Source organism: Sphingomonas cynarae, assembly GCF_039537815.1.
Lineage (GTDB): Bacteria > Pseudomonadota > Alphaproteobacteria > Sphingomonadales > Sphingomonadaceae > Sphingomonas > Sphingomonas cynarae.
Map to the genome: position 1 here is coordinate 67,602 of NZ_BAABBF010000005.1, position 25,758 is coordinate 93,359.

General features: G+C 65.7%; 19 protein-coding genes and 1 tRNA gene. 16 read left to right on the plus strand and 4 right to left on the minus strand.

What is annotated here, in order from left to right:
• Positions 1-13: 13 nt before the first annotated feature.
• Entirely contained in the window at positions 14-2,680 is a 2,667-nt protein-coding gene (locus ABD719_RS11545) for a valine--tRNA ligase (RefSeq protein ID WP_344693524.1), read from the plus strand.
• 91 nt (positions 2,681-2,771) lie between these two features.
• Positions 2,772-4,178: an MATE family efflux transporter gene (locus ABD719_RS11550; protein WP_344693525.1), complete on the plus strand. Its 1,407-nt coding sequence runs from the start codon at positions 2,772-2,774 to the stop codon at positions 4,176-4,178.
• Here ABD719_RS11550 and ABD719_RS11555 read toward each other — a convergent pair.
• Positions 4,139-5,059: a diacylglycerol/lipid kinase family protein gene (locus ABD719_RS11555; protein ID WP_344693526.1), complete on the minus strand. Its 921-nt coding sequence runs from the start codon at positions 5,057-5,059 to the stop codon at positions 4,139-4,141. The genes ABD719_RS11550 and ABD719_RS11555 overlap by 40 nt on opposite strands.
• Positions 5,060-5,127: 68 nt before the next feature.
• On the opposite strand from ABD719_RS11555, the gene hemB reads away from it, so the two are divergent.
• From hemB to ABD719_RS11570, 3 genes are read left to right on the plus strand one after another with little or no spacing between them, the layout of a single operon-like run.
• Complete coding sequence (gene hemB, locus ABD719_RS11560; protein WP_344693527.1) at positions 5,128-6,117, plus strand: porphobilinogen synthase; 990 nt, start codon at positions 5,128-5,130, stop codon at positions 6,115-6,117.
• Entirely contained in the window at positions 6,114-6,644 is a 531-nt protein-coding gene (locus ABD719_RS11565; protein ID WP_344693528.1) for a GNAT family N-acetyltransferase, read from the plus strand. The genes hemB and ABD719_RS11565 overlap by 4 nt, the downstream gene beginning before the upstream one ends.
• Positions 6,637-8,862 (plus strand): spermidine synthase, encoded by a 2,226-nt coding sequence (locus ABD719_RS11570; RefSeq protein ID WP_344693529.1) that lies wholly within the window; start codon positions 6,637-6,639, stop codon positions 8,860-8,862. The genes ABD719_RS11565 and ABD719_RS11570 overlap by 8 nt, the downstream gene beginning before the upstream one ends.
• 4 nt (positions 8,863-8,866) lie before the next feature.
• Here the strand turns inward: ABD719_RS11570 and ABD719_RS11575 are convergent, their stop codons facing one another.
• The gene (locus ABD719_RS11575) at positions 8,867-9,379 is read right to left on the minus strand and encodes a hypothetical protein (RefSeq protein WP_344693530.1); all 513 of its coding nucleotides are present in this window, start codon (positions 9,377-9,379) and stop codon (positions 8,867-8,869) included.
• An 82-nt stretch (positions 9,380-9,461) separates the two neighbouring features.
• Between ABD719_RS11575 and ABD719_RS11580 the strand changes: the two genes are divergently transcribed.
• Positions 9,462-9,538: transfer RNA gene (locus ABD719_RS11580), tRNA-Arg, on the plus strand.
• A gap of 150 nt (positions 9,539-9,688) precedes the next feature.
• Here the strand turns inward: ABD719_RS11580 and ABD719_RS11585 are convergent.
• Entirely contained in the window at positions 9,689-9,964 is a 276-nt protein-coding gene (locus tag ABD719_RS11585) for a SirB1 family protein (RefSeq protein WP_344693531.1), read from the minus strand.
• Positions 9,965-10,233: 269 nt separating this feature from the next.
• Entirely contained in the window at positions 10,234-11,154 is a 921-nt protein-coding gene (locus tag ABD719_RS11590; protein ID WP_344693532.1) for a LysM peptidoglycan-binding domain-containing protein, read from the minus strand.
• A 97-nt stretch (positions 11,155-11,251) separates the two neighbouring features.
• On the opposite strand from ABD719_RS11590, the gene ABD719_RS11595 reads away from it, so the two are divergent.
• From ABD719_RS11595 to tagH, 10 genes are all read left to right on the plus strand, one after another.
• Positions 11,252-13,426 carry a M3 family metallopeptidase gene (locus ABD719_RS11595; RefSeq protein WP_344693533.1) on the plus strand — a complete coding sequence of 725 codons (2,175 nt, stop codon included), beginning with the start codon at positions 11,252-11,254 and terminating at the stop codon, positions 13,424-13,426.
• Positions 13,426-15,315, plus strand: a complete 1,890-nt coding sequence (locus ABD719_RS11600; protein ID WP_344693534.1) for a S9 family peptidase — start codon at positions 13,426-13,428, stop codon at positions 15,313-15,315. Before ABD719_RS11595 ends, ABD719_RS11600 begins: the two co-directional genes overlap by 1 nt.
• Positions 15,316-15,490: 175 nt before the next feature.
• Positions 15,491-15,829 carry a hypothetical protein gene (locus tag ABD719_RS11605; protein ID WP_344693535.1) on the plus strand — a complete coding sequence of 113 codons (339 nt, stop codon included), beginning with the start codon at positions 15,491-15,493 and terminating at the stop codon, positions 15,827-15,829.
• 673 nt (positions 15,830-16,502) lie between these two features.
• The gene (locus tag ABD719_RS11610) at positions 16,503-17,024 is read left to right on the plus strand and encodes a hypothetical protein (protein WP_344693536.1); all 522 of its coding nucleotides are present in this window, start codon (positions 16,503-16,505) and stop codon (positions 17,022-17,024) included.
• A 641-nt stretch (positions 17,025-17,665) separates the two neighbouring features.
• Positions 17,666-20,299 carry a type VI secretion system ATPase TssH gene (tssH, locus tag ABD719_RS11615; protein ID WP_344693537.1) on the plus strand — a complete coding sequence of 878 codons (2,634 nt, stop codon included), beginning with the start codon at positions 17,666-17,668 and terminating at the stop codon, positions 20,297-20,299.
• 58 nt (positions 20,300-20,357) lie between these two features.
• Entirely contained in the window at positions 20,358-20,846 is a 489-nt protein-coding gene (locus ABD719_RS11620) for an Hcp family type VI secretion system effector (RefSeq protein WP_192127451.1), read from the plus strand.
• A 108-nt stretch (positions 20,847-20,954) separates the two neighbouring features.
• Positions 20,955-23,324, plus strand: coding sequence for a type VI secretion system Vgr family protein (locus ABD719_RS11625; protein WP_344693538.1), 2,370 nt, complete (start codon positions 20,955-20,957; stop codon positions 23,322-23,324).
• A gap of 13 nt (positions 23,325-23,337) precedes the next feature.
• The gene (locus ABD719_RS11630) at positions 23,338-23,901 is read left to right on the plus strand and encodes a hypothetical protein (protein WP_344693539.1); all 564 of its coding nucleotides are present in this window, start codon (positions 23,338-23,340) and stop codon (positions 23,899-23,901) included.
• Complete coding sequence (locus ABD719_RS11635) at positions 23,894-24,169, plus strand: hypothetical protein (RefSeq protein ID WP_344693540.1); 276 nt, start codon at positions 23,894-23,896, stop codon at positions 24,167-24,169. The genes ABD719_RS11630 and ABD719_RS11635 overlap by 8 nt, the downstream gene beginning before the upstream one ends.
• A 37-nt stretch (positions 24,170-24,206) precedes the next feature.
• Positions 24,207-25,733: a type VI secretion system-associated FHA domain protein TagH gene (tagH, locus tag ABD719_RS11640; protein ID WP_344693541.1), complete on the plus strand. Its 1,527-nt coding sequence runs from the start codon at positions 24,207-24,209 to the stop codon at positions 25,731-25,733.
• Positions 25,734-25,758: the final 25 nt, after the last annotated feature.

The window sequence follows — 25,758 nt, forward strand, 5'->3', positions numbered from 1 at the left end:
TAAGGGTTCGCGTATGACCGAGCTTCCCAAGACCTTCGACCCCGCCGCCATCGAACGCCACTGGTACGCGCACTGGGAGGCGAACGGCCTGTTCCGTCCCGACCGGCCGGGGGCAGAGCCATGGACGATCGTCAACCCGCCACCCAATGTGACGGGCAGCCTGCATATCGGCCACGCGCTCGACAACACGTTGCAGGATATCCTGACCCGTCATGCCCGGTTGAAGGGCAAGGATGCGATGTGGGTGGTCGGCACCGACCATGCCGGGATCGCCACGCAGATGGTGGTCGAGCGCAATCTGGCGAAGGAGGGCGTGAAGCGCACCGAACTGGGCCGCGAAGTGTTTATCGACAAGGTGTGGGCGTGGAAGGCGGAGTCGGGGGGACAGATTACCCGGCAGTTGCGCCGGCTGGGCTGTTCGATGGACTGGTCCAACGAACGCTTCACGATGGACGAGGGTTTTTCGGCGGCAGTTATCAAGGTGTTCGTCGAACTGCACCGGCGGGGCCTGCTCTACCGCGACAAGCGGCTGGTGAACTGGGATGCCGGGCTGGGCACGGCGATCAGCGACCTGGAGGTCGAGACGCGCGAGGTGCAGGGCAAGTTCTGGCACCTGACCTACCCGCTGGCGGACGGCAGCGGCACGATCTCGGTCGCGACGACCCGGCCAGAGACGATGCTGGCCGACATGGCGGTGGCGGTGAACCCGGCGGACGAACGCTACACCGCGCTGATCGGAGCGCAGGTGCGCCTGCCGATCACCGGCCGGCTGATCCCGATCGTCGCCGACGACCATGCCGATCCGGCACTGGGGTCGGGCGCGGTAAAGATCACGCCGGGGCATGACTTCAACGACTTCGAGGTCGGCCGTCGCGCCGGGATCGAAGCGCGCGACATGCTCAACATGCTGGATGCCAAGGCGCGGATCGTCGATTGCGGCGGCGTGCCCGCCAATCTGATCGGGCTTGACCGGTTCGAGGCGCGGACCCGCATCATTGCGATGCTGGACGAGGCCGGGGTACTGGAACGGGTCGAGGATCGGGTAATCCAGACGCCGTATGGCGACCGGTCCGGCGTGGTGATCGAGCCCTGGCTGACCGACCAATGGTATGTCGATGCCAAGACGCTGGCCGCCCCCGCGATCGAAGCGGTGCGCAGCGGCGCGATCCGGCTGGTGCCGAAGACGTGGGAGAAGACCTTCTTTAACTGGATGGAGAACATCCAGCCTTGGTGCGTATCGCGCCAGCTATGGTGGGGGCACCAGATCCCGGCATGGTTCGCCGACGATGGCCGCATTTTCGTCGCCGAAACCGAAGCCGAGGCGCAGGCGGAAGCGGGGGAGGGCGTCGTCCTGACCCGCGATCCCGACGTGCTGGATACCTGGTTTTCCTCCGCGCTCTGGCCATTCGCGACGCTGGGCTGGCCGGAGAATGGCGACCCGACGCTTGGCCACCGCTATCCCAATGACGTGTTGATCTCGGGATTCGACATCCTGTTCTTCTGGAATGCCCGGATGATGATGCAGGGCATCGAGTTCATGGGCGATGTGCCCTTCAAGACGCTGTATCTTCATGGCCTCGTCCGGGCGGCGGATGGTGCGAAGATGTCGAAGTCGAAGGGCAATACCGTCGATCCGCTGGGGTTGATCGACAAATACGGCGCCGATGCGCTGCGCTTCTTCATGGCGGCGATGGAAAGCCAGGGCCGCGACATCAAGATGGATGAGAAGCGGGTCGAGGGCTATCGCAACTTCGCGACCAAGCTGTGGAACGCCTGCCGCTTCGCTCAAGGATATGGCATCGGCGGTTCGTCCTCGCTGGAACCGCCTGTCGCCACCCAGGCGGTGAACCAGTGGATCATCGCCGAATGCGTGGCGACGGTGCAGGCGGTCGATCTCGCGCTGGCCGAATACCGGTTCGATGCCGCCGCGAATGCGATCTACCAGTTCGTCTGGAGCCGGTTCTGCGACTGGTATCTCGAACTCATCAAGCCGGTCTCGAACAGGGTCGAGGGGGCGGTGTCGACCGCGGACGAACGGGGCCGGATCGATGACGAGACGCGTGCGGTCGCCGGCTGGACGCTCGACCAGATCCTCATGCTGCTTCACCCGTTCATGCCGTTCATCACCGAGGAACTGTGGCACGGTCTGGCGCCGCGAACGCACGACCTGATCGTTGGGCAGTGGCCGATGCCCGATGCGCGTGCGCTGAATCCGGAAGCGAGCAAAGAGGTCGACTGGCTGATCCGTCTCGTTTCGGAAATCCGGGCGGCGCGTACCGAACTGAACGTACCGCCGGGCGCCCGCCTGCCTCTTCATGTCCGCGATGCCGGCGAGGAAACGACAGCCCGGCTGGCCCGGCAGCAGCCGGTGCTTGCCCGACTGGCGCGGGTCGATCTGGCGGAAGGCGGTGCAAGCGGTGGCGCGGCGCAGGTGGTGGTGGACGAGGCGACCTTCGTCCTGCCGCTGGCAGGCGTGATCGATCTCGATGCCGAGCGCGCGCGGCTGGCCAAGGCGATCGCCGCCACCGAAAAGGAGCGCGACGCGCTGGGCGGGCGTCTGTCCAACGCCAGCTTCGTCGAGCGGGCGAAGCCCGAGGCCGTAGAGAAGGCGCGGGCCGATCATGCCGACAAGATGGCGGAAGCCGCCCGGCTGCACGCGGCGTTGGGCCGGTTGGGCTGAACGTTCGTCATCCCCGCACGGGCAGGGGTGACGGGGTATGTTCCAGGCCGCCTCAATCGGGCATAGCGGCCATCCCAACAGGAGCGGCACGGTGACGAATCCTCGACGTGATCTCACCACCGGCCCGATCGGCCCCACATTGATGGCGTTCGCGCTGCCGACGCTGGGGTCGAACGTGCTCCAGTCACTCAACGGCTCGATCAACGCCATCTGGGTGGGGCGTTTCCTGGGCGAGGATGCGCTGGCCGCCACGTCCAATGCCAACATTATAATGTTCCTGATGTTCGGCGCCGTGTTCGGGTTCGGCATGGCGGCGACGATTCTGATCGGGCAGAGCTGGGGCCGCCGCGACGTGGAGGGCGCGCGGCGCGCGTTCGGTTCCGCGATCGGGCTGGTGCTGGCCGCCTCGGTCGTGGCGGCACTGGTGGGGTGGGCGACGACCCACGACATCCTCATATTGCTTGCCACGCCGCCACAGGCATTGCCGCTGGCGGAGGATTATCTGCGCGTCATCTTTCTAGGGCTGCCCGCGTCGATGATGCTGGTGCTGGTGATGATGGGGCTGCGCGGCACCGGCGATGCGATGACGCCCCTGTGGTTCATGATCCTCGGCGTGATCCTTGATGCGGGGCTCAACCCGCTGCTGATTCTGGGCGTGGGGCCGTTTCCGCGGATGGGTATCGCCGGATCGGCGTTCGCCACGCTGATTTCCGGCACGGTCTCGATCGTGGCACTGGTCGTCTGGATCAATCTGCGCGATCTGCCGATCCGGCTGCGCGGAGCGGAACTCGCCTATCTTCGCCCGCAACGGGCACTGGTGAAGACGATCCTCGCCAAGGGGTTGCCGATCGGTGCACAGATGCTGGTCATCTCGCTGGCCGGCCTTGCGATGGTCGGCCTCGTCAACCGCGAAGGGGTGGCGACCACGGCGGCCTACGGGATCACGTTGCAACTATGGGGTTATATCCAGATGCCGGCGCTGGCGATCGGGGCGGCGGTCAGCGCGATGGCGGCGCAGAATATCGGCGCCGACCGGTGGGACCGGGTAGGGCAGGTGACGCGGATCGGCATCCTCTACAACATCGCGCTGACCGGGGTGCTGGTGGTGGCGGTGCTGTGGTTCGATCGGACCACGCTCGGCCTGTTCCTGGCGCCTGACAGTCCGGCGATCCCGATCGGTCAGCGGATCAGCATGATCGCCAGCTGGAGCTTCATCCTGTTCGGCGTGACGATGGTGCTGTTCGGAACGGTTCGCGCCAACGGCGCGGTGTGGGGGCCGCTGCTGATCCTGTTCGTCGCGATGTTTCCGATCCGTCTCGGCCTGTCCTTGTGGCTGCGCCCCGCCCTGGGCGCCGATGCCCTGTGGTGGAGCTTTCCGGCTGGATCGCTCGCGACGCTGGTGGGGGCCACGCTCTATTATCGCTATGGCCCCTGGCGGCGGGGCGCGCTCGGCGTGCCTCAGCCCGACGAAGCGGTCCCGGTTGGGTCGACGACCTGAGGCGGCGGCGGTGCCATCACTTCGATCACCGCCGCAGCCACCCGTGCGGTGACCGGGGTTTTCGCCAGCACCTCGCCATCGATCGAGATCGGCATCGGCGGATCGGTATCCACCGTCACCTTGCGCCCCGAAAAACTGATCGTGTCGTGATGGCGTTCCTTCAGGCCGAAGAAACTCGCCGCCCAGTTGTATGCCAGCTTGCGCTTGTAGTGCCCCCGTACCGCCTGCACCACGATCTCGCCCGAATCGACCGCCGCCTCGTCGACCAGCCAGGTGCCGCCATGATAGGGGCCATTGGAAATGCGGACCTCGACCACCCGCAGCTTCCGCTTCGTCGTGCCGTCATCGACATGCAGCGTGAACGGCTTGAATCGCCCGAACTGGTAACTCGCCCAGCCGAGATAGCCGACCATGCCCAGCACTTTCTTCAAACCGTGCGGCACCGTCTCCGCGATCTGCGGGCTGATCCCGATCGCGGCGCAATTGGCGAAATAATCACCATCGATCATGCCCAGATCGATTCGACGCCGGTGCCCCGCCCGGATCACCTCTACCGCGCCCTCAACAGTCAGGGGGATACCCAGCGTACGGGCAAAACTGTTGGCGGTGCCCAGCGGCAATACCCCCAGCACCACGTCATGCCCGACGAGCAGATCGACCAGTCCGCTGATCGTCCCGTCGCCGCCGCCGAGGATGACGAGGTCGGGTTTCGCAGACAGCACGTCGCGGACCGCCGCTTCCAGCTGCTTTGGATCCTCGATCGCGCGGGCATCCACTTCGTAGGGAAGCCCCTTCATCGCCGCGCAGGCACGCTTGTACAGCTTCTGCCCCTTACGCGATTTGGCATTGATGACCATCGCCGCCGACTTGATCTCGCGCATTCGGTACACTCCCGTAACCGTCGCCCTAACGCTTGCGGGACCGGGCACGATCCCGCAAGGACCATGGCATGTCCACCTATCCCGCGATCCGCCCCCGGCGCAGCCGCGCCACCGCCTGGAGCCGCCGGCTCCACGCCGAAACCGTGCTGACCCCCGCCGACCTGATCTGGCCGCTGTTCGTCGTCGAGGGGCAGGGGGTGGAGGAACCCGTCGCCAGTCTGCCCGGCGTGTCGCGTTGGTCGCTGGACGGTATTGTGGCGCGTGGGCGGGAGGCGCGCGATCTGGGCATCCCCTGCATCGCGCTGTTCCCCTACACGCCCGCGCATCTGCGCAGCGACGACGGGCGCGAGGCGCTGAACCCCGACAACCTGATGTGCCGCGCGGTGCGAGCCCTGAAGGATGCGGTGCCGGAGGTCGGCGTGCTGACCGACGTGGCCCTCGACCCCTATACCACGCATGGTCATGACGGATTGGTCGATGCCGCCGGTTATGTCGTCAACGATGCGACCGCAGAGCAGTTGGTCGGGCAGGCGCTGGTGCAGGCGGCGGCCGGCGCGGACATCGTCGCCCCGTCGGACATGATGGACGGCCGCATCGGTCTGATCCGTGGCGCGCTGGAAAGCGGCGGCCATACCAACGTCCAGATCATGAGCTATGCCGCGAAATACGCATCGGCCTATTACGGGCCGTTCCGCGACGCGGTCGGCACGCGCGGGCTGCTGAAGGGCGACAAGAAGACCTATCAGATGGATCCCGCCAATGCCGAGGAGGCGCTGCGCGAGGTCGCGCTCGATCTGGCAGAGGGGGCGGACAGCATCATGGTGAAGCCGGGGCTGCCCTATCTCGACATCGTCGCGACGGTGAAGCGGCGGTTCGAGGTGCCGGTGTTCGCCTATCAGGTGTCCGGTGAGTATGCGATGATCGAGGCGGCGGTGGCGGTGGGCGCAGGCGAGCGCGATCCGCTGGTGCTGGAAACGCTGATGGCGTTCAAGCGGGCCGGTTGCTCGGGTGTCCTCACCTATCATGCCGCACACGCTGCCCGGTTGCTGGGCGCATGATCGAAACCGCGCGGCTGACGCTGCGACCGTGGCGGGCCGCCGATCTCGACCCGCTGGCCGCGCTGTGCGCCGACCCGGAAGTGATGCGCCATCTCGATGGCGCGCGCAGTCGTGCCGCCGTTGCCGACTGGATGGACGGGCAGGCGGCGTTGCAAGACGAACGCGGCCATTGTTTCTGGGCTCTGGAGCGACGCAGCGACCGGCGCTTTCTGGGTTTCTGCGGCCTCAGGATGGGGGGCGCGCATGGCGAACTGGAGATTGGCTGGCGGCTGGCCCGATCGATGTGGGGGCAGGGCTATGCCCGCGAGGCCGCGGAAGCGAGCTTGGCCTGGGGCTGGGCGAATACGCGTTGCGAGCGGATCGAGGGATGGACGGTGCGGGCCAACACCGCCTCATGGGGACTGATGATCCGGCTGGGCATGATCCGCCGGCCCGATCTGGATTTCGAGCATCCCGATTTCCCGGCGGGGCATCCGCTCCACCGGATCATCACCCACGCGGTCGAGCGTCGCGTTGCCGATGCCTGAGGCCGGCATCGGCGGGGACGGGCGGGCGGGAAGCGCCCGCCGGGGACTGTTCGTCGCGACGATCCTGACCGGATCGTTCCTGCTGTTCCTGGTCCAGCCGCTGGTTGCCCGCATGGCGCTTCCCCGATTGGGGGGGGCGCCGGCGGTGTGGAATTCCGCGATGCTGGTCTATCAGGCGCTGCTGCTCGGCGGCTATGCCTACGCCCACTGGTTGGGTCGGGTACGGCCACTGGCGCAGGGGATGATCCATCTCGGCGTGCTGGCGCTGGCGTGTCTGTGGTTGCCGATCGGGCTGATGGCGATGGAGCCGCCCGTCACCGTCTCTCCCGCCATCTGGGTGCCGTGGCTGTTGTTGGGATCGATCGGACCGCTGTTCTTCGCGGTATCGGCGCAGGCGCCGCTGGTGCAGCGCTGGTTCAGCCTCGCAAGCGGCGGGCAGGACCCGTATGCGCTTTATGCCGCATCCAATCTCGGCAGTTTCGCCGGGCTGATCGCCTATCCATTGCTGGTCGAGCCGTTGCTGCCCGTCCACGCGCAAAGCTGGCTGTGGAGTGGCGGCTATGTGCTGCTGATCGCCCTGGTGATCGCCTGTGTGGCGATGCTGCCGCGTGCCAGGACCGTGCCGATGCCGGTGGCCGAGCCTGTCGCCAGTGCCACGCCGGCACGCCGCCTCGTCCGGTACTGGATGATGCTGGCGCTCGTCCCGTCCGGGCTGATGCTGGCGACCTCCACCTACATCACGACCGACATCGTCGCGATGCCGTTGCTGTGGGTTCTGCCGCTCGGCCTCTATCTCCTGAGCTTCACCGTGGCCTTTGCCGAGCGTCGCGAGATGGCCGATTTCATCACGCGGATGGCGCCGATCACGATCCTGCTGTTCGGCGGCGTCATCATGGGCGGCTACCAGCAGCGACCATGGTTCAATCTCGGCGTGGCGCTGGCGCTGCTGTTCGTGGTGTCGGTGGCGTTGCATACCACCATGTACCGGCGGCGCCCCGCCCCCGATCGGCTGACCGGCTTCTATCTCGCCATGTCGGCGGGCGGCGCGCTGGGCGGGGTGTTCGCCGGACTGGTCGCACCGGTAGTGTTCGACTGGACCTATGAATACCCGCTGCTGATCCTGGCGGCGGGGGCATTGGTGCCGCAAACCCATCTGCTGGCGCTGTTCCGCAACTGGTGGATGGGCCGCCGCCGTCCTTTCGTGTTCGGTGGCGTGATCGTGGCACTCGCGGCTCTTTTCGCGATCGGCTTCGGCAGCGCCGAGGGACCGGGCGGTAGCGGGATGCAGGGATTGTCGTTCCTGGTCATCGCCGCCACCGGCTTCGTCGCGATCGGGGCGCGATGGGCTTATCTGGCGGTGCTGGCGAGCGCGCTGATCCTGTTCGGTGGCTATCGCTCGCTGATCCTTTCCGCCGAACCGGGCGCCCGTACCCGCAGTTATTTCGGCGTCTATACGATCCGCGACGGCGATCGCCTGCGCGCACTCGATCACGGCACCACCGTTCACGGCATCCAGTTGCGCGGCAGCCCCGACCGTGAGCGGATGCCGACCACCTATTATGTACGTGGTTCCGGGATAGGGCAGGCGATGGCGGCATTGCCCCGGCTCTATGGTGCGGAAGCACGGGTCGGCGTGGTCGGGCTGGGGACGGGAACGCTGTCCTGTTACGCACGACCGGGGCAGGCGTGGCGCTTCTACGAGATCGATCCTGCGGTGGTGCGATTAGCCCGCGACACGGGCCAGTTCACCTATCTGCGCCGGTGCCTGCCTGATCCGGTGATCCGCATGGGCGATGCCCGGCTCAGCCTGCACCGGGAAGCGACCGGCGACCTCGACCTGCTCGCGCTCGATGCCTTTTCCTCGGATTCGGTGCCCATGCACCTGATGACGCGAGAAGCGTTCGTCACCTATGCCCGCGTACTTGGCCCGCGTGGACTATTACTCGTCCATATCTCGAACCGGTTCCTCGATCTCGAACCCGTCGTCGCGGCGGTGGCGCGTGACGGCGGCTGGCATGCGGCGCAATTCGATTATCGTCCGTCGACGCTCGATCCGGAGGCGTCTTCTTCGGTATGGGTAGCACTTTCGCGAGACAAAGCGGTCCTGACGGCGCTGACCGCGGAAGAGGCGGGCTGGCGACCGCTGCGGGTGCGGCCGGGCATGACGGCGTGGACCGACGATTACGCGACGACGCTGCCGCTGCTAAAAGGGTTCTGACCGATCAGGCGGCGGGCAATGCCGCCTGAATACGATCGATCGTGGCATCCTGCCGTGCCACTTCTGCCGTCAGTGCTGCCTGCAGATCGTTCAGCGCCGGATAGGCGGGTGCCAGCGTCGCCGCTCGCGCGCTGGCCAGTTCACCCGCATCGCTCGCCAGTGACGATGCCTGCGCCCGCCAGTCGTCGAGTGCCGCCAGTACGGTCTGTGCGGTCAGCCAGGCATCGCTGCCCACCGCCCGCCCCCGTGCCGCCGCCGCCGCCCGTTCTGTCTGCCCGGCATCGCGATCGAAGCTTGCCTTTATCGCGGCCAGTCGCTTGCTCAGATCGGCAATCGCGGTGTCGAGGGCAGGGTCGGCCCTGATCGGCTCAGGGGCGGGCGCCTCCGGTTCGGCGAATCCGCGTGTCTCCGCAGGTCGCTGTGCCAGCGAAGGATAAGCATTGGTATCCCGCGAACAGGCAGCCAGCGTGATGGGGGCGGACAGCGCAATCGAGGCGATCAGGACGATTTTCTGCATGGATCAGCCCTACGACCTGCATTTTTTCGACGCAACGCACTTGCGCCCTCCGAGAACCCTGTTAATAGCGCGCTTCCACCGGGCGCCCGTAGCTCAGCTGGATAGAGCATCAGACTACGAATCTGAGGGTCGGACGTTCGAATCGTTCCGGGCGCACCATTTTCCTCCTGCTAAATCAGCAGGTTGTGAAAAGTGGAAATAGGGCGCGATGGGTTGATCTCATCGCGCCCCTTTCATATCCCCCTTGATAATCTTGGACGCGTCGGGCGGCTGACGAGCAAAGTCGGATGATGGCGACTTGGTATGACCCTATCGCGCGAAAAGCGCGTCCAAGGTGCTGTTAACCCGTTCCCGCAAGGCAGGTTCGCGTGTAATCTCCAGCATCGCAGTAAAGCTGGCGCGGGCGGCCGCGACGTCGTTGTCGACAAGCTCCACCCGGGCGCGCTCCCACCAGGGATGCATATAGTCCGGCGCGATCGACGTCATTCGGCTGTAGAGCAACAGCGCCCGTCGGCCGTAGCCGGCTTTCTCCGCGCGGGTCGCCTGATTGAGCAGCAACCGAACGAGGATTGCCCGGTTCGGCATGGCAGCCACCTGCCGCACCGCTGCCGGGACGCCACCTTTGGCAGAGGTGAGCAGCGTGGTGATTTCCTTGACACTTACGTATCAACGGCAGACCGACACCAAGACGTCGTCGTCCATGGCGGAGACCGAACCCGATCATCAGCCTTTATGGTGCGTTCGGTGTGGCCGCAGTCATTGCGCTTCGGACGGACCGTGTTCGCGGCGCCAAGCGGCACTCTCGCGGGCATCTTCCTCTACGTCGAAATCCTCTTACCCGTACCGCTCCTGGATCACGTCCCGCCACTCGGCGGTGGCCTGCCAACAATCAAGGTAAGCCGCTTGACCTGCGTCATCCAGCGACGTCCAGAACGGTAACCAATCGAGATCGATGTATGCCTCCTCCGCGCCTTGAGTGGGGGGATCGTTAGTGGCGAGATCATGGAATGCGATTCACGGGGGAGGGAGCTTGGACACGGCCAATTCCTGTCGATGTGATCGGCGATCCAGTCGAAACCATAGTAGCCTGCCAATCCTCCGGCGATGCTCCCGATCGCACCAGTGACTGCAGCGCCTGGCCCGGTCTCGATGCCCACCAGCGCGTCGCCTGCCGCACCGATCTTCATTCCCGCCCAAGCTGACGCCCAGCCTCCGGCCTGCCGGATAGTTTCCGCGGCGAGCGGTTTCACGCTATGCTGGTCGTGACTTTTACGGGCAGCATGCGTCATATGGGCGGCGGTCAGGGCGAAGCCGATGATCTGGACGCCCTGTAGTCCGCGGGTCATACCTATCGCGAGGGGGCCCTTCACTGCCGACGCCGGGATGTGCCCCTTCAGCAGGACCTCCTTATCGGCGCGCACTTTGCCGACGATCTCCTGTATCTGCGCGCTGGCAGCCGAATCCTTACTCTTTGCCTGGCTCCGCTGAGGGTCGGCGACGATCTCATCGACATCATGCAAGGTACTCGGCAGCGGGTTCACCTCGTCTGCCGAGACGAATAGATGGAAATTGGCTGGAACCCAAGCGGGGCGGGTTGGCGAGGTGATTGGGGCAGGAGGCGGATTGCGAGCTGCCTGGGTAGGCATGCACAGGAGCTGGCCGACCAGCAAGTGGCCTAGCGTGATGAGCGAATTCAACCGGGCGATCTCACCCCATCGACGTTCGTCGTGGAGCATCTTCGCAGCGATGGAGGAGAGTGAATCGCCTGCTTGCATCCTGTAGAACATTCCCCCAGCAACATCAGCGAGACATTGTATCGGCGGTGTGACGGGAGCAGAAGGCCGCATCGATCCTGCTTCGAAGGCCTTTAGAATGATCCGTTCACCCTGGCTCTACTCCGCCGCCATGCTCGGCCTGCTCGCGGCTGGCGCGAATGCCCAGACCGTGCCGACCCGGGCAGGCTTTGGCAACGCGACACCGACGCCCGGTCGTGCCAATCCGCTGACCGTGCCGAGCACGCTACCTTTTCAGGCACCACGCTTCGATCAGATAACGGATGCCGACTATCAGCCCGCACTGGAGCGGGGCATGGCCGAACAGATCGTAGAGATGCGGGCTATCCGGGTTCAGCGTTCGACACCTACCTTCCAGAACACGATCGAGGCGATGGAGCGCTCCGGTCGCACGCTTGATCGCGCCACCCAAGCATTCTTCGGCGTCGCACAGGCGAACACCAACGATACGCTCGACAAGACGCGTTCCGCGATGGCGCCGAAGATGGCGCAGCACGACGACGCCATCTACCTCGACCCACAGCTCTTCGCGCGGGTCGACACGCTTTATAAGCAGCGTGACAAACTGGGCCTGACGTCCGAGCAGCTGCAGGTTCTGGAACTGTATCACAGCGATTTCCTGCACGCCGGCGCCCAGTTGGGCGATGCCGACAAGACCAAGCTGCGCGCACTGAACACCGAAATTTCCTCAGCAACTACTGCCTTCCAGCAGCAGTTGCTCGCCGCGACCAAGGCTGCGGCCCTGGTCGTCGATGATAAGGCAAAGCTTGCAGGACTCAGTGACGCGGAGATTGCCGCGGCAGCAGAGGGTGCCAAGGATCGCGGAATGCCCGGTAAATATGTGCTGTCGCTCCAGAACACGACGCAGCAGCCGGCGCTCGGCTCGCTCACTGATCGGCAGACGCGCGCGGCGTTGTTCGCCAAGGCTTGGACCCGCGCCGAACAGGGGGACGCCAACGATACCCGGGCGCTGATCGTCAGGATCGCGCGGCTGCGCGCGGAAAAGGCGAAGCTGCTCGGCTATCCCAACTACGCCGCCTATTCGCTCTATGATCAGATGGCGAAGACGCCCGAGGCGGCCAAGCGCTTCATGGCGCAGCTGGTCCCCGCGACTGCCGCCGAGCAGCGGCGCGAGGCGGCTGAGTTGCAGCGGACGATCGATGCCAGCGGCACATCCTATCCACTGACGCCCGCTGACTGGGATTATAATTCGGAGAAGGTCCGCAAGGCCAAGTACGACCTCGATCAGAACGAGCTGAAACCATATTTCGAGATCAGCCGCGTGCTGACCGACGGCGTCTTCTTTGCAGCAGGACAGCTCTACGGGGTCACCTTCAAGGAACGTCGCGACATCCCCGTCTATCAGCCCGACGTGCGCGTGTTCACCGTGTACGACAAGGACGGGTCCGAACTGGGGCTGATGTATTTCGATTACTGGAAGCGCGACAACAAGGCCGGCGGCGCCTGGATGTCGAACTTCGTCGGCCAGTCCAGGCTGCTCGGCACCAAGCCGGTGGTGTACAACGTCGCCAACTTCACCAAGCCGGCACCCGGCCAGCCCGCGCTCATCACGTTCGATGACGTCACGACGATGTTCCACGAGTTCGGCCACGCATTGCACGGGCTATTCGCGAACCAGACCTATCCGCTGGTCTCCGGCACCAACACCGCGCGGGACTGGGTGGAGTTCCCATCGCAATTCAACGAGCATTGGGCGCTCGATCCGAAGATATTGGCCAACTACGCCAAGGACTATCGCAGCGGCGCACCGATGCCCGCCACGCTGGTCGCCAAGATCAAGAACGCGGCGAAGTTCAATCAGGGCTACGAACTAGGCGAACTGGTGGCCGCGGCGACGCTTGATCAGGAATGGCACGCGCTGCCGGCGGGATCGACGCCGGCCGATGTCGATGCGTTCGAGGCGGCGAAACTCGCCGGCATAGGTCTCGATACCAAGGATGTGCCGCCGCGCTACCGGACCAGCTATTTCGCGCACATCTGGGCGGGTGGCTATGCCGCAGGCTATTACGCGTATCTCTGGACGCAGATGCTCGACAACGACGCATATGCGTGGTTCATGGCCCATGGCGGGCTGACGCGGGCGAATGGCCAGCGCTTCCGCGACATGATCCTGTCGAAGGGCCATACCGAGGATTACGGACCGATGTTCCGTGCCTTCTATGGCAAGGACCCGGATATCGAGCCCATGCTGGAGGATCGCGGGCTGACGGCGACCGCAACGGCGTCGAAGTGATGCGGGCGACGATCGCGCTGCTGATTGCCGCGGCACCGGCGGCGGTCGCGGCGCAGACCGGACCCATCCACCAATTTGCCGCAGTCCAGATCGCCCCCAGGGGTGACCGGATCGTGGCGATCGAAAATGTCGCGGCGGACCATGCGGCGGTGGTCGTGCGGCGCGTGCGTGACGGCGGCATTGTTCGCAGGATCGATCCGTGCCGCACCTGCACCTACGGTTCACCCACCTTCGCCGCCGACGGTCGGCTCGCCTTCCTGGCGCGTGACAAGGGACGTGTGTCGGTGATGCTGGCAGACGATGCGGGCGAGCGGCAGGTCGCCGGGCTCGACGGCATCGCCCAGACGCTGCGCTTCTCGCCCGACGGTCGCCGGCTGGCCCTGCTCGCCACCTACGATGCGGCCAAGGAGGCGGGTGCGGCGCAGGCGGGCGTTCGCCAGGTCGGTGAAATCGGCGAGAAGAGCGACGAACAACGGATCGCCGTCATCGAACTCGCCACCGGCGCGATCCGCGCGCTTTCCCCGGCGCAACGCTACATCTACGAATATGACTGGGCACCCGACGGGCGGGCGCTCGTCGCGACCAGCGCGCTCGGCAACGGCGACAACAACTGGTGGGTGGCAACGCTCGACGCCATCGATGCGGAGACGGGGGCTGTCCGCCAGATCGCCAGCCCCAAGACCCAGATCAACATGCCACGCGTGTCTCCGGATGGACGGACCGTCGCCTACATCGGCGGCCTGATGAGCGATTTTGGTTCGATCGGTGGCGACGTGTGGACGGTGCCGCTGGCCGGTGGCGAGCCAGTCAACCTTACTGCCGGGGCCAAGGCGACGGTCACTTCGCTCGCCTGGCCACGCACAGGGATGGTGGCGACGCGGCTCGCCGGTGACGCGGCGCAGGTGGTCGGGCTTGCTGCGAATGGCAAGGCGACCGTGCGCTGGAGCCGCCCGGCCAGCTTCGCTGCCGGCGACGGCCGGGTGGCGATTAGCGCCGATGGCCGGACGATGGCGACCGCGTTGCAGGATTTTGCCCATGCGCCGGCGCTCTATGCCGGTCCGCTTGGCCAGGCCCGGCAGATTACACGGGATAATGATGTCGCCCCGGCCAATGCGGTCGCTCGCAGCGTCAGCTGGAAGAGCGACGGCCTCGACGTCCAGGGCTGGTTGCTTGCGCCGGTGACTGGGGAGAAGCCAGCGGCCAAGGCGCCGATGGTGACGATCGTCCACGGTGGTCCCGCGTCGGCATCGACGCCCAACTACGTCACGCGTGAAAGCGGACCGGGCGCGTTGCTGGCGGCGGGATACTGGGTGTTCCTGCCCAACCCGCGTGGCAGCTATGGCCAAGGCGAAGCGTTCACCGCCGCCAACCGGCGCGACTTCGGCGGCGGCGACCTGCGCGACATCTTGGCCGGGATCGACGCGGTCGAGAAGGTGGCGCCAATCGATGATGCGCGCCTTGGCCTGACCGGTGGCAGTTACGGCGGGTTCATGTCGATGTGGGCGAACACCCAGACCACTCGGTTCAAGGCGATCGTGGCGGGGGCAGGACTGTCCAACTGGATCAGCTACTATGGCACCAACGGCATCGATCAGTGGATGATCCCGTTCTTTGGCCGCTCCATGTATGACGATCCCGAGGCTTACGCCCGCGTGTCGGCGATCACCTTTATCAGGCAGGCTAAGACGCCCACGTTCATCTACGTCGGCGAGCGTGACATCGAAGTGCCGCCGACCCAATCGATCGAGTATTGGCACGCGCTGAAGGAACTTGGTGTGCCGACCAGCCTCGTCATCTACGCCGACGAGGGGCACTCCATCCGCGATCGCGACCATGCCGCCGATGTCAGGCGACGATCGGTGGCGTGGTTCGATCGCTTTCTGAAATAGGGCGATTTTCCTACCGTTCGATGCCGACCGGCCGGCGGAGACGCCAAGCCGGTCGGCCAGCCTCATACTGATCGAACTGACGACTAGGCGGGGTGACACAAGGCGCAGGATAGGGCCCTGTTCTGGTGTGCCGAGATCATGCACGACTGGTGGTTCCGGGATGCGCGCGCCTTACATGGTGACCATGCTTAGATTTTCAGCTGCCATGCTTGTCCTTCTTCCCACCGCCGCGCTGGCCGCCGATCAGGCGCTGCCACCTGGCCGGTGGGGTATCACCTCCACGACGGTGGAGATGTCGGTGCCGGGACTACCGGGCTTCGTTGCCCGGATGATGCAGGGCAAGTCGAAGACCGAACTCAAACGCCTGTCCGTGGGGCAGGGCGTGACCGCGCTGATCGCACCCGATCCGAAGGCCGGATGCCATATTGATAGCCAACTGGTTGCTGAGGGCAGATATAAACAGATGCTTAGTTGCCCGCAAAAACGGGGGGGCCCATCCGCGTCATCAGGGTAGGTAGCTATGACCAGTCGGGCTTAACAGGCCAGGCCATGGTCACGGGGACTACACCCAAGGGACCAATGCGCATATCACTCAACCAGCGTGCAGCGCGGCTTGGTGATTAGGGGCGGGATTGATTCACGGATACGTCCAGAATTTCGTACATTAGGCGAGACGATCATCATGATGATACCGTGCGCCGCTGGGCTCGATACATAGGACGGACATATGACGAGAAGGGGCGATGAGTTTCGCCTCAAAGTATTGGCTTGGATCGATCTCCGGCAGGCCAACGTAGCCAACCCCTATATACGAGCCTATAACGCCGCCTGTAAGACGTATAACTAGACGTTCGAAGCGCAGAAGTCGAACGACAAGGAGCGGATCGAGCTGCTCGTGTCGGCAGCCATGCCCAAGGTCGGCATCGGCGTGATCGGTCAGTCGCAATCGATCGGTATCGACCGGCCCGGTAGCGACGTGGAGAACCGGGTCGACGAGTTATGCAAGATCGTGCTGAAGCGCCCTTTCTATGACAAGGGTGGCTGGTTCGGCAAGGATCCGACGCTCACAGCGGGCGAGCTTCGCAAAGCGCAGGACGTGCTGGAAACGCTCTCCAAGCATCTCTCCCCGATGGTCGCGCTGGGCTCAAGTCTTGAATGCGCGCCTTGCCGTAGCGTTTCCAGCGCTCGTGGCCCTGTTGTCCGCCGGCTGCTCCGCCGATGCGGGCGGGCCGGCGGCCGGTGGCGATGCACCCCGCTCCCAGCTCGCCCGGCAGGTGGATGGCGTGCGCGCCTGCGCCACGCTCGTCGCCGCCTCGGGGCCGCTCGAATTCAGCGAAGACCTGATGACATCCCCCAGCATAGAGGCGCTGGTGGCCGCCGGCCTGATCGAGCGCGAACCGCTATCTGGCGACGACGGTCGACCACGGGTGCGCACCGAGAGCGACGGCGCCGGCGGGGAGCGGATGCGCTACAGCTACGATATCATCGACGCGCCTGGCTGGACTCGCGATCCAGCGATCCGCCGTGCGTTCCCCTTCATGGTTCGCCTGCTCGACGGCGCGCATCAGGCCGACGCAGCCGCCTTCAAGACGAATGGCCAGTGGCGCATCCCCGGCGATCCACGCGCCGGGACGATAGCCGATATCGGCAACAAGGGGTTTTTCCCCTGTCCCGTTCCCGATCCCGATCCGGCGAGCCCCTGCACCTGACCATTGCCCCAGCTCGCCCGCGGTCCGGTTGCAGCCGGCCGTATCTACCGCCGGCGAAGTCCTGCAGCCGTCACCGCTACCGGACCGCAGACCGAGACGTCGGTACTAAATCGCTGGTCGCAGACCGGCACCGTTCGGTGCTCGAGCAGCAGCTGTGGGGGCAGGCCCGTAATTCGCGCGTCTTCTTGTGCGAACGGAGCGTGCAGGGCGACGAAGCCGCTTTCGTCTGCTACTCCGCTTCGCAAGCCAGCAGATTGAACTGTATCTTTTTGTATACTGTCTCGGCCTGTTCTGATCGAGCATCGCCTGTGCCGTGGGCCTGCTGACGTTCATTCCTAAAAACTGCTCCTGCCGTGATATGGATGACGAGGATCCTCGAATAGTGACCCCATGCAACCTCCTCTTATGGAAATTGAAAATGTGATCGTTCTTTCGACGCGCTGCCTGGGTTGCGATGCGAATTAGGCGCTTGTGCAATGGGTTAATGGGTCCGGGGCGAAAATCCAGACTTGGTACGAACCGACAAGAATGCCGATGATGCGAATTTGATGGCACCAAATGTCTGTTGAAGTGTTCGGCTCGACAGGTTTCGGGGGGAAAGATGTGGCCTATGCTCGCGATCGGCATACGATGGTGCCGAATTGAACCTCAAGGCACTGATCCAACGCTTGTCACCCCAGGCGCGTGATGCCTTGGAGGGTGCTGCCGCAATCACACTGTCGCGCACCCACTACGATATAGAGCCCGAGCATTGGCTATTGAAGCTGTCGGAACAGCCTGATGGCGAGGTTGCCGCGATCTTCGGTCATTTCAATGTCGATGCCGGGCGGGTGGCGACCAAGCTGAACGGGCTGATCGACCAGTTTAAAAGCGGTAATGGCCGCCCCCCGGCCTTGTCCCCTCGCTTGGTACGGATCGCGCGTGAAGCATGGCTGGACGCATCGATCGAGCGGCAGGCAGAGCGGGTCGGTGGCGGCGACATTCTGCTGACTCTGCTCGCAGATCGCGACACCGGACCGGCGTTGCGCGAAGCGGCCAGCGAACTCAAGCGTGTCCCGGTGGATGCGCTGGCGGCGAACCTGCTTATGATCACAGGCGCAGGGCATCCAGATGGTCCTGCCGCGTCTGCGGAACCAGAAGGCGTTGGCGCGGCGCCGATGGCTCAGTCCGGCAAGGCGCTGGATACCTATTGCATCGATCTGACCCAGCGGGCGCGCGATGGCGGGATCGATCCCGTGATCGGTCGCGACACCGAAATCCGGCAGCTCGCTGATATCCTGACCCGTCGTCGCCAGAACAACCCGATACTGACCGGCGAGGCCGGCGTGGGCAAGACCGCGGTGGTCGAGGGGTTTGCGCTACGCATCGTGGCGGGCGATGTGCCGCCGGCCTTGCAGAACGTGCGCTTGCTGTCGCTCGATCTCGGTCTGTTGCAGGCAGGCGCGGGGGTGCGCGGCGAGTTCGAAAACCGGCTGAAGCAGGTGATCGAGGAGGCCAAGGCGTCGCCGCAGCCGCTGGTGATGTTCATCGACGAGGCACACAGTCTGGTCGGTGCCGGCGGGGCGGAAGGGCAGGGAGATGCCGCCAACTTGCTGAAACCGGCGCTGGCGCGCGGCGAACTGCGCTCGATCGCGGCGACGACCTGGGCCGAGTACAAGAAATATTTCGAGAAGGATGCCGCGCTCAGCCGCCGCTTCCAGGTCGTCAAGGTCGAGGAGCCGGACGAGGCGGCGGCGGTCGAGATGATGCGCGGGCTGACTGCGACGCTGGAGAAGCATCACGGCGTCCGCATCCTCGACGAGGCGGTGACCGCCTCGGTCGGGCTGTCGCATCGCTATATCTTCGGGCGCCAACTACCCGACAAGTCGATCAGCCTGCTCGATACCGCGTGCGCCCGGGTGGCGATGAGCCAGGCGGCGATCCCGGCGGCGATCGAGAGCGCGACGCGGCGCGGCACCGCGCTGGCGGTCGAACACGGCATCGTGCTGCGCGAAACGACGGGCGGTGCGGATCATGGCGAGCGGATCGCGGCGCTGGACGCCGAGATCGCCGCCGTCGCCGACGAGCGTGCCGCGCTGGAGGCACGCTGGGCGCGGGAACGCGAGCTGGTGCAGGCGATGCAGGCGGATCGCGCCGCGCTGGACGCCGCCGATGGCGACGAGGCGGCCGGCGAATTGCGCGCTTCGATCGCCACCCACCGCGCCGCGCTGGCCGCGCTGGCGGGCGAGCGGCCGATGGTGTTCGACATGGTCGACGCCCATGCCATCGCCGAGGTGGTGGCGCAGTGGACCGGCATCCCGGTCGGCCGGATGATGACGGACGAACTGCGCAACGCGATGGAACTGGAAACGGTGCTGGCGGAACGGATTCGCGGGCAGGATCAGGCGCTGGCCGCGATCGCGCGGTCGGTGCGGGTGTCGCGCGCCGGCCTGGCCGATCCGCGCAAGCCCACCGGCGTGTTTCTGCTGGTCGGCCTGTCGGGCGTCGGCAAGACCGAGACGGCGGTGGCGCTGGCCGACACTTTCTTCGGTGGCGCGCAGAACATGACCGTCATCAACATGAGTGAGTTCAAGGAGGAGCATAAGGTATCAATGCTCCTCGGCGCGCCGCCGGGCTATGTCGGGTTCGGCGAGGGCGGGGTGCTGACCGAGGCGGTGCGCCGCAAGCCCTTCTCGTTGATCCTGCTCGACGAGATGGAGAAGGCGCATCCCGGCGTGCAGGACATCTTTTACCAGATGTTCGACGCCGGCCGGGTGAAGGACGGGCAGGGTCGCGAGATCGATTTTCGCAACGCGATGATCATCATGACGTCGAATGCGGGGTCGGACACGTTGGAGAAGCTGGCCGCCGATCCCGACACGATGCCCGATTCCGCCGGGCTGGTGGCGGCGTTGCGCCCGGACCTGCTTGCCCATTTCCGCCCGGCGTTTCTGGGCCGCACCACCATCGTACCCTATCTGCCGCTGACGCCCGACGTGCTGCGCGAGATCGTCGGACTGGCGCTGGGTCGGCTGGGGCGGCGGGTGGCGGATAGTTTCGGCGCCACCCTGACGTGGGACGAGGCGGCGGTCGATGCGATCGCCGCGCTGTGCACCGAAACGCAAAGCGGCGCGCGGAACGTGGAGGCGGTGATCCAGGGCACGATCGCCCCCGATCTCGCCGCGCGTATCCTGGCGGCGCGGGGCGACGGCACCGTCTGCGACCGCATCGAACTGGGCGTCGATACCACCGGAAGTATCGCGTTAACCTTTAAAGATGGGTTGAACAGTTCATAATCATGTAGCACGTTGATGCTTCGGCTAAATTACCCACCACCCCCCTAGGAGATTAGTTATGCCGATTTATATGAAGCTTGGTTCGCTGCAGGGCGCGGTGACTGCCGGTCCGTACAAGGGCTGGATCGAGATCGACGCCTATAACTGGGGCTTTTCGGTCGCGGTGCAGACCACCGTCGGCGCGGCGGGCAACCGTCTGTCGGCCGGTAAGGTGACACCGGGCGACCTGCACCTCGTCAAGCGGCAGGACGACACGACGACCCCGTTCATGCTCCAGGCATTGCAGGGCAAGAACACCGACACTGCCACGTTGGCGGTGACGGTACAGGCGTCCGAGACGGGTGAGACGAAGTACATCGAATATGTGCTGAAGAACGTGATCTGCTCATCTTTCTCCACGTCCGGCAGCGGCCAGGGCGGCGAGCCGACCGAGAACATCACGCTCAATTTCTCGTCGGTGGAATTCAACCAGTTCCTCAAGGACGAGGCGAATAACGAGCGCGCCGTGCGCGGCGGCTACGACTTCACCAAGGCCGCCAAGGTCTGATCCGGGTGACGGCGCGGGCGGCAGCGATGCCGCCCACGTTGCCATCGGCGGCCGCGACGATCGCGTCCGGCACCCGCACGCGATGCCCCGCAGGGAACAAGGTTCATCATGGGTGACCGCGACAGCAACAACTTCCTGCATATCCTGGAAGCGCCGGGGTCGATCGATCAGTACAAGCTGTTCCGCCTGACCGGCGAGGAACGCATCTCCACGCCGTTCCTGTTCCACCTGACGTTGCGGTCGCAGGGCGATATCCCGCCCGCTGCGGCGTGGATCAACGCGCCCATCACCTTTTCGCTCGGCACGTCGGACATGGCCGAATCGCGGCGGATCAACGGTCGCTGCAAATCGTTCCGGCACGTCCATCAGAAGGGCAGCTACGTCGAGTTCGCGATCGAGGTCGCCCCGGCGTTCGAGGCGCTGACGCTGACCCGCAACCGCCGCATCTTCACCGACAAGAGTGCGCGTCAGGTGATCGCGACAATTCTCGGCGAACATCGCATCGCCTTCGACGACGGCAAATACGGGGCATCGGCCACCCGGCCCTATATCGTCCAGCAGGACGAAAGCGATTTTGCGCTGGTCAGCCGGCTGATGGAGGACGAGGGCGTCTTCTATCACTTCCGCTTCGACGAGGGCGCGGCCCCCTACAAGCATCGCATGTTCCTGGCGGGCGATCCGTCCGGCTATTATGACGGCGATCCATTCGACCTGTCGTTCCGGCGCGATCATCTGTTGCGCGGCCTGCGCGACCTGCAGATGGGCTATGCCAGCACGCCCGCGAAGGTCGTGACGCATGACTATGATTTCGCGAAGCCCGGCGATCTCAGCCCGGTGACCGCACCCAGCAAGCTGGACTGGGCGGCCGGCAGCGGCCAGATTTATCGATACGCCGAGGATTATACCGATCCCGGCGCCGGCCGCGACCGCGCGAAGCTGCGCATCGAGGGATCGGAAAGCGGTGCGGTGACGATGCAGGGCAGCGGCTCGTACGTCGCCTTCGCCCCCGCCGCGCGCTTCCAGGTCGACGATCCCCGGCTGTCGCCGCGCGAACGGCGGATCGTCGTCCGCTCGGTCAGTCACGACGCGTTCGACCCTTACGGGCAGGACGAGGGCGAGCCTTCGTACGAGCAGCAGTTCGAGGCGCAGCCGAGCGCGCAGACCTTCCGCCCCGAGCGCAGCACGCCGCGCGCCTCCAGCCGTGGCCCGCAGACCGCGGTGGTGGTCGATCAAAACGATCCCGACGGCCATGGCCGGGTGAAGGTGAAGTTCCATTGGGACGTGGCGGGCGCCTCCACCTGCTGGGTCCGGGTGCTGCAACAATGGGCGGGTAACCAGATGGGCGCGCAGTTCGTGCCGCGCCCCGGCATGGAGGTGCTGGTCGATTTCGTCGAGGGTCGCGCCGACCGGCCTGTGGTGGTCGGGTGCCTGTACAATGGCAGCAACCAGCACAGCTACAAGGTACCCGCCAACCTGACGCAGGCGGGTTTCCGCACGTTTGGCGAGGGCGGGCTGGCGCACGAGTTCCTGTTCGAGGACAAGGGCGGGGCGGAGGAGGTCTATCTGCGCTCCGGCCGCGATTTCCGGCGCGAGGTGACCAAGGACGAGTTCGCGCACGTGAAGGGATTGCAGGAGGTGACGGTCGACACGACCAGCCGCCTGTTCGCGAAAAAGCCCATCCTGATCGAATCGATGGAGGCGGTGACTCTGAAGGTCGGCGCCAGCACGATCGTGATCTCGCCCGAGGGGGTGTGGATCGATGCGCCGACCGTAAACCTGAACTGCGGCGGCCCGTCCTTTCCGGTCGCCGCCGTCTCGCCGCCCGCCAAGGCGGCGGCGACCGCGGCGATGGCGCTGTCCGGCGGCGCGGCGGCGGCACCGGGCGGCGGCGGGCCGGGAGCGGGGGGCAAGAAGGTCGCTACGGGCGATCCGGTGATGGCGCTGTCGGGCAGCGGAGCCGGGAGTGCCGGTGCCGGTGGCGCGGGTGGGGCCAGCGCGGGTGGGGCCGGCGCGCCGGCCGCTGCCGGTGGCGAGGATGCGCGATGGGCGACGCCCCCGATCTCGCCACAGGAAAAGGCGTTCGACGAAGCGAACCAGCGCGAAGCCTATTGGGAATCGCGGATGAAGCGCGGCGATCCGATCGGTGAAACCGCGATCGGCATCGTCAGGAACGACACCGCGATGGGTCAGTTCTCGAACTGGCGGCTGAAGAACTTCATCAAGCGGGCGGACGGCTGGGACATGCCCGAAGCCGTCGCCGATGCGAAGGTGGAGAAGATCGGGCGGGAACTGATGCATGCCCATACCGACCTGATCGAACGCGGCGTGACACCGACGCCGTCATTGGTCAGTCGCTATCACCACGACGTCTTCGTCGCGAACGGCCTGCCCAAGCGTACCTTCGGCGGCACGGCCGTTACCGGGACCGAGTGGGAATCGGACATGTACGAACAAATCTGGATGAACGAGGCGCGATGATGGGGAGCGTGCGATGCGGGCAGCCACTGGGTGGTTACTGGCGCTACTGGCTGCCGGCTGTTCAGGTGCGGCCATGAAGCAGGAGAAGGTGGGTGGCCACGTCTTCAATCTGCCCGAGCAGGCGTTGGAGGAGGAGAACGTCTTCTTCCTGCCCAAGGATGATTACGATGGATTGTACTTCGTGCTGGGATCGGAAACCGCCCCGGCCGAGCAGGTTCGGGTGATCCTGGGAACGACTGAAAAATTCTGTAACTTCAACACGCCGCCGGTCATCGATCAGGTGCCGCGCGCCTGTGCGGTCGCCAGGGGGCAGGCACCCCAGCCGAAGACGGGCAGGCTGACCAGGGTGGCGCGGTCGGCCGGCGCCACGGTGAACCGGTACGTGTACAAAGGCGAGGACGGCGGCGTCGCGGTGTCGTGCCGTTCCGAAGATGGGCAGAGCGGAACGTGCAGCGCGACCTTCGCGTGGCGCGATCTGGTGTGGGATGCGACGTTCGACGAGCAATGGGTGCCGAAGCTGGACGAACTGCGTGCCGAGGTGGCGAAGCGGCTGGACGAATGGTCCGGCGATGCGTGAACGGTGGACCGCCATCGGCCTGCCCGTCGCCGCGCTGCTGATCGCGGCTGTGCAGGTACCGAAGGGTGAGGAGACGATCGGCGTGGCGACGCAGGAACTTGATGGCACCATCGTGCTCGAATTGCGGGCGACGACCGATGGCGGCGTGATCGGCGATGCGCTGATCCGCGATCGGCCGGGCGATCGCGATTACGGGACGGTCGCACGCCATGTCGGGCCGATCCCGCAGGGCGGATCGGTGTTCGTGAAACCTTTCAGGGAACGGTGAGAATGCGGGATTGCAGTATCTTGGGGCGCGGGCGCGCATGATCCGGCTGCGCCTGTTCCACCGGCAGGACCCGTCGCGCCAGATCGACAGCCGCGTGCTGGACGAGGGGGAGATGACGATCGGCCGCGGCATCAAGGCCGACTGGCAGGTGCCCGATCCCGAACGCGACATGTCGCGCCTGCACCTGACCGTCGCGGTGCGGGGCGGGATGCTGACGATCCGCGACACCAGCGCCAACGGCGTGTTCGTCGGCAATCCGCGCACCCGGCTGGACCATGACCGGCCGGTTTCCGTGTCGCGCGGGGAGAGCATCGTGTTCGGCCCCTATATGATCGTCGCCGAGGAGGATGCCGGCGCGGTCGTCGAGGAGAAGCCGGTGGCGGGGGACGATCCCTTCTCGCTGGCGCGCGACGATGCGGACGCCCCGCCGCCCAAGCCGCGCGACCCGTTCGGCAGCGCGTTGCGCCCCGATCCGATCAAGCTGGACGACGAACCGGGTGACGGTGTCGACGCGTGGGAACGCCGGCGCGAATTCACGGCGGGCGACTGGGACCCGGTGGCGCCGCATCGCCGGCCGGATCATACGGAATTGATCGGGACACCCCAGGGCTGGGCCGAACCGCCGCCGCCGCCCGCGCGCGAACACGGGCTGGGCTTCGACGCGCCGTTCGTCAGTCCGATCCTGCGCGAACCCGGACCGGCGGTGCCCGGCGACATCGCCATCCCCTCCGACTGGGATGCCGTGCCGGTGACGCCCGCAGCCGCGCCCCCACCCGCACCGGTGCAACGGAGCGAGCCGCCGGTCACGCCGTTACCAGCCGCGATCGTCGATCCGATCCTGCCGGTGCCGCCCGCGCCGCCGGTGATGGCGGACGATCCTATCCTGCCGGTGGCGGCGCCCGTGGCCGATCCGATCTTGCCGCCGGCTTCGGCCCCCGCACTTGCACCGACCACCGTCCCCGCCAACGGGGACGATGCGCTGTTCGACAGTTTCTGCGCGGGGGCGCGGTTGTCGCCCAACGCGTTCGCGGGGGAGGACCGTGCGCTGCTGATGGAGCGGCTGGGCGCGGTCTATCGGCAGGCGATCTTGGGCGTCGCCGACCTGATGAGCGAGCGGACCGCGCTGAAGAACGATTTCCGCATGGTTCGCACCACGATCCGGCCGGAGGGCAACAATCCGTTCAAATGGGTGCCGCCGCAGCGGATCGCGATCGAATTGCTGCGCAGCGAAGACGGTTCCGGCTACATCACCGGCGAACGCGCGCTGAGCGAGGCGCTGCACGACGTAAAGGCGCATATGCTGTGCGTGCTGGCGGGGATGCGCGGCGCGATCGGCGCGACGTTCGACCTGCTGTCGCCGGCCGAGATCGAGGCGCGCACCGCCAATCGCGGTTTCGTGATGCCGGGACAGCGCAGTGCGGCGGCGTGGAGCGATTATGTCGAACAGTTCGCGGCGCAGCGGCGCGAGGCGGACGACAGCGTGGACGGCCCGATCAACCGGGCGTTCCGCGAATCCTACGAAGACCAACTGCGGCAGATCGATGCACCGGGGCATGGGCGTTGACCGGCCGGTTCAAGCGAAGCGGGGA